The 4856-nt window shown below is 71.4% G+C and carries 5 protein-coding genes; 1 reads left to right on the plus strand and 4 read right to left on the minus strand.

Features of this window, described 5'->3' with window-relative positions:
* The 4 genes from PROKR_RS23260 to PROKR_RS23275 form a co-directional block, all read right to left on the minus strand.
* Positions 1–844, minus strand: an 844-nt coding sequence (locus PROKR_RS23260; protein ID WP_036968099.1) for a glycogen debranching N-terminal domain-containing protein, incomplete at its 3' end; no start/stop codon positions are given.
* Positions 841–1755, minus strand: coding sequence for a carbohydrate ABC transporter permease (locus PROKR_RS23265; protein WP_051433275.1), 915 nt, complete (start codon positions 1753–1755; stop codon positions 841–843). The genes PROKR_RS23260 and PROKR_RS23265, both read right to left, overlap by 4 nt.
* Positions 1752–2792, minus strand: coding sequence for a carbohydrate ABC transporter permease (locus tag PROKR_RS23270; protein ID WP_157602589.1), 1041 nt, complete (start codon positions 2790–2792; stop codon positions 1752–1754). The genes PROKR_RS23265 and PROKR_RS23270 overlap by 4 nt, the downstream gene beginning before the upstream one ends.
* 121 nt (positions 2793–2913) lie before the next feature.
* Positions 2914–4176, minus strand: coding sequence for a sugar ABC transporter substrate-binding protein (locus PROKR_RS23275; protein WP_036968104.1), 1263 nt, complete (start codon positions 4174–4176; stop codon positions 2914–2916).
* A 196-nt stretch (positions 4177–4372) separates the two neighbouring features.
* Between PROKR_RS23275 and PROKR_RS23280 the strand changes: the two genes are divergently transcribed.
* A partial coding sequence (locus PROKR_RS23280) for a LacI family DNA-binding transcriptional regulator (protein WP_157602592.1) occupies positions 4373–4856 on the plus strand: 484 nt, incomplete at its 3' end.

The raw sequence follows: 4856 nt of genomic DNA on the forward strand, positions 1-4856 counted from the left end.
CCGCCGCCCCGCGCAGCGCCTCCGCCGTCCCGGGCCAGGTGCCGACGGCGCCGCGGACGACCATGGCGTCGTCGTGCAGGGCGAGCGTCCAGACAGCCTCGCTGCGGCCGTGGGCCGGGACGTCCAGCGGCCAGGTCGCGACGATCTCGCCGTCCGCGCTGGTCGTGACGGTCGCGCCCGTGGCAGCCAGCGTGAACGAGTGGCCGCCGGAGCGCGCCGTGACGGTGCTCCTGCCCAGCCCTGAGCCGTCACCAGGCCTCGAACCCTCACCAGGCCCCGAACCGTCACCAGGCCTCGAATCGTCACCAAGCCCAGAGCCGTCGCCGAGCGTGATCTCCGGTGCGTCGCCCGGGGCGGCGAGGCCGGCCTTGACCTCGTGCATGCTCGCGAAGTCGGGCCGCAGCCGCAGCCGGAGGGTCACGCGTGTCGGCTCGGCCAGGTGCGAGGCGACGGTCCAGGTCTCGGTGAGCGAGCCGTCGGCCACGCGGCGGTCGCGTACGAGGCGCACCTTGGGGTCGGGCGTGGCGTCGTCCGCCTCGCGCAGGAGGCCGCCGAACACGACGTGCGAGGCGCTTTCCGGGGCGAGCGAGATGTACTCGATCGCCGACTCGGCGCACTCCAGCGTCAGGCCGCGCACGTGCCGCACGTCGCCGTGGTAGACGCCGTCGATCGCTGCGGCGCCGAGATCGCCGTCGCGGCCCGACCAGACCTGGGTCGGGGCGCGCAGGGCGATGACGGCGTCGCCGAGCAGCGGCTGCAGCGGCTGGGTCGGCTGCTGTGCCAGGTGCTGTGCCGGATCGGGCTGCGGCGGTGGGCTGGTGAACGGCGTCGTGCTCGGCGTCATTCCTTGACGGCTCCTTCGCTGGTATTCATGATGCGTCGCTGGAACACGAAGAACACGACCGCCACGGGGATGGTCATGATCGCCGCGGCGGCGAGCTTGATGGGGTACTGGCTGCCCTGGCTGAGCTGGCCGCTGGCCAGGGAGGCGACGCCCTTGGTGAGGGTCGTCAGGTCGGGCGACTGGGCGGCGACGATGAAGTGGCTCAGCTCGTTCCACGACCCCTGGAACGACAGGATCACGATGGTCACGAGCGCGGGCCGCGCCATGGGGAGCACCACGGACCAGAAGATCCGGAACGTGCCGGCGCCGTCGATGCGGGCCTGTTCCTCGACCGAGGCCGGGACGGACTCGAAGAAGTTCTTCATGATGAACACGCCGGCCGCGTCCACGAGCAGCGGCAGCACCATGCCCGCGTACGAGTCGTAGATGCCGAGCTGGTTGATCACGAGGAACTTCGGGATGAGCAGCACCACGGTGGGCACCGCCATCACGGCGACGAGCGCCGCGAAGATCACGCCGCGCCCGCGGAAGTGCAGCCGGGCCAGGGCATAGCCCGCCAGGGAGTCGAAGAACACGCGCCCCGCGGTGACCAGCACGGTCACGATCGCGGAGTTGGCGAACCACACGGGGAAGTCCGACCGCAGGAACAGGCGCGCGTACGCGGACCAGGTCAGCGGGTCGGGCACGAGCGAGACCGGGTCGGCCGCGGCGTCCGCCTCGGTCTTGACCGACGTCGCGAGCTGGACCAGGAACGGGTACACGTAGACCAGCGCGAGGCCGATCAGCAGCGCATACAGCCCGATCTGCCAGGCGAGCGCCTTGCGCGGCCGGCGGCGCAGCGCCGGGCTCGTGCCGCGGCCAGGCGTGCGGACCGCCCCGCCACGAGGAGCGCGGCCGAGGGTCAGGCTCATCGGTCGGCCTCCGTGGTCCGGTCCGGATTCGGGTGGGGGTTCGGGCCGCCGCGCCGGGCCCGGCGCGGCACGTCCGGGCGCTCGCGCAGGATCCAGCGCTGCAGGATCGTCAGCAGCACGATGATGACGAAGAGGATGAACGCGATCGCCGCGCCCTGGCCCCAGTCCTGCGACAGGAACGCCGACTGGTAGCTGAGGTAGGCGGGGGTCAGCGTCGTCTTGCCGGGGCCGCCTTGCGTGCCGGTGTAGATCTGGTCGAACACCTGCCAGCAGCCGATCAGGCCCAGGGTCAGCACCGTGAAGAGGGTCGGCTTGAGCTGGGGGAGAGTGATACGCCAGAAGCGCTGCCAGGCGCCCGCGCCGTCGACCATGGCGGCCTCCTCGACCTCGGGGGCGATGTTCTGCAGGCCCGCGACGAACAGCAGCATGAACGTGCCGCTGGTGGTGAAGATCGCCATGAGCACGAACGCCGACATCGCGACCGAGGGCCCGGCCAGCCAGTCCCACCACGTCACGCCGAGGAATCCGTGCTGCGTCAGGGCGTCGGGCCCGGTGCGCAGACCGAGCGCGCCCAGCAGGTTGTGCAGCACGCCGCTCGGGTCGTTGAACCAGTTGGGCCCGGCGATCCCCACCCGCGCCAGGACCGTGTTGACCACGCCCGATGTCGAGAACAGGAACAGCCACAGCACGGTGATCGCGACCGAGCTCGTGACGGACGGGAAGTAGAACGCCGTGCGGAACACGCCGCGGCCCCGCAGGACCGCGCGGTTGACGAGCACCGCCAGGAACAGCGCCAGCGCCGTCTGCAGCGGCACCACCAGCAGCACGTACCAGGTGTTGTTGCGCAGCGCGATGCCGAAGTCACGCTCGGCGAGGCCGCCACCGGTGGTGACGGCCGCGTAGTTGTCCAGCCCCACGAAGCCGACGCCGGACGACAACGGGCTGCCGCGCCCGGACCAGTCGGAGAAGCTGACCCACAGGGCCATCAGCACCGGCACCAGCAGGAACACGCCGAGGATCACCAGCACGGGCAGCATGAACAGCCACCCGGCGGCGGCCTCGCCGCGCCGGATGCCGCGTCCGGCACCGTTCCGGGCCCGGTCGGGCCCGGAACGGTAACCGGCGTCGCGCGGCGTCGCGAGAAGAGACATGTGCGTGCTACTCGGCGATCGCTTCGAGGTTCGACTGCGCGGTGCCGAGGATCGTGGCGACATCACCGGACCTCAGCGACTCCAGCTGCGAGTTCAGGTCCGTGATGACGTCGGTGGTGCCCGCCCAGTTCGGCGGGAACTGTGCGTAGGCGGCGCCGTCCAGGAACGCGGTCAGGTCGGGGTTGGCGCTCGTCCAGTCGGCGGCGGCCGACTGAGAAGAGGGCATCGGGCCGAACGCCTCCGAGAACGCGAGCTGCTGCTCGGCGCTCGTCAGGTGCTCCACCAGGCTCAGCGCGGCCTCCTGGTTGGGGCTGTCGGCGGCCATCCCCCAGCAGTTCGTGAACTGCAGCGTGCCGGGGCCGGCGGGGCCGGCGGGCAGCTCGGCCACCGTGTACTCGATGTCCGGGAAGTCGTTCGTGAGGGCGCCAGTGACCCAGTTGCCCTCGATGACCATCGCGGCCAGCCCCTTGCCGAGAGCCTCGCCGCCCCACCCCGCGCCGAGGTCGGCGGCGTAGGCGAACGTGCCGTCCTCGAGATGGCTCTGCACGTACTCCAGGCCCTCGACGCTGCCGGCGCTGTCGGCGGCCGGGGCGCCGTCGACCACGAGGCCGCCGCCCGCCTGCGCCATGAAGGTGCCCACGCGCTGGTACTCGGCGCCGAACGACAGGCCCACCTGGTCGTCCGTGGTCAGGGTCTTGGCCACGTCCGACAGCTCGTCCCACGTGGTGGGGACGTCGGCGTCGGTCAGGCCGGCGTCCTCCCAGAGCTGGGTGTTGATGACCAGGCCGAGCGTCGAGAAGTCCTTGGGGGCGCAGTAGAACGTGTCGTCGACGGTGAAGTTCTCCACGAGCGACGGGTAGAAGTCGTCCTTGTTCGCCAGCAGGTCGCCGTAGGCCTGGAGCGATCCGTTGTCCGCGTAGCCGGCGATCGCCTCGGGCGCCAGGTAGAACAGGTCCGGCGGGGAGCCGGCCGCGAAGCCCTGCGAGAGCTGCTGCGGCAGGTCGCTCGCGACCTGCACCTCGGCGTCCACGCCGGACTCCTCGGACCAGGCGGCGACCGCCTCCGTGACCGCGTCGGTCTCGGCGTCACCGGAACTGCCGATGAGGATCGACAGCGGGTCGTCGGAGCTGGTGAGCGAGTCGGCGGCGGCGTCGTCCTGCGCCGCGGGCTCGTCCGCGAACCCGGAGCCGCCGCACCCGGTGAGCACGAGCGCGCCGGCCACCAGGACGGCGCCCGCGCCGGCGAGGTGTCGTGAGATGGGCCTTGTCATGTCTCTTCTCCCTTGATGAGGCACGTGGTGGTGACGAAGTTTGAACGATCAAATTACGCTGGGCAGGACACTAAGGAGGGGCCGAGCGCGATGTCAAGATGGACGGATGACGGGATGTGCCACCTAGGATGACGTTTCCGAACATTCACGACAGGCGTGATCGGACAGGGTTCGGTTGGGCAGGGGAGGGGGAACGATGGCGAAGGCGCCTACCGTCGAGGACGTCGCCCGCGCGGCCGGCGTCTCGCGGCAGACCGTCTCCAACGTCCTGAACTCCCCGGACATCGTGCGCGGCCCCACCCGCGAGCGCGTCCAGCGCGCCATCGTCGAGCTCGGCTACCGCCCCCACGCCGCCGCGCGCCGCCTGCGCACCCGGCGCAGCTCCACCATCGGCGTGCGCCTCGACCCGTACGCCGGCGGCATCTCCGGCGTCGTGCTCGACCGGTTCGTGCACGCCCTGACCGAGCGCGCCAGCGAGCGCGGCATGCGCGTGCTCCTCTATGCCGCCCGCACGCCCACCGAGGAGATCGACCGCATCGGCGACCTCGTCGACGGCGGCGAGATCGACGCCGTCGTCCTGACCGGCACGTCCCACGAGGACACCCGCACCACCTGGCTGCAGGAGCGCGACGTGCCCTTCGTCTCCTTCGGCCGCCCCTGGCGGGCCGACGACGACGGCG

This window comes from Promicromonospora kroppenstedtii DSM 19349, from assembly GCF_000515355.1.
Taxonomy (GTDB): Bacteria; Actinomycetota; Actinomycetes; order Actinomycetales; family Cellulomonadaceae; genus Promicromonospora; species Promicromonospora kroppenstedtii.

Coding starts and splice junctions, on each gene's coding strand:
- PROKR_RS23265 (WP_051433275.1), bottom strand. CDS start 1,755: ATGAGCCTGACCCTCGGCCGCGCTCCTCGTGGCGGGGCGGTCCGCACG.
- PROKR_RS23275 (WP_036968104.1), bottom strand. CDS start 4,176: ATGACAAGGCCCATCTCACGACACCTCGCCGGCGCGGGCGCCGTCCTG.
- PROKR_RS23270 (WP_157602589.1), bottom strand. CDS start 2,792: ATGCTGCCCGTGCTGGTGATCCTCGGCGTGTTCCTGCTGGTGCCGGTG.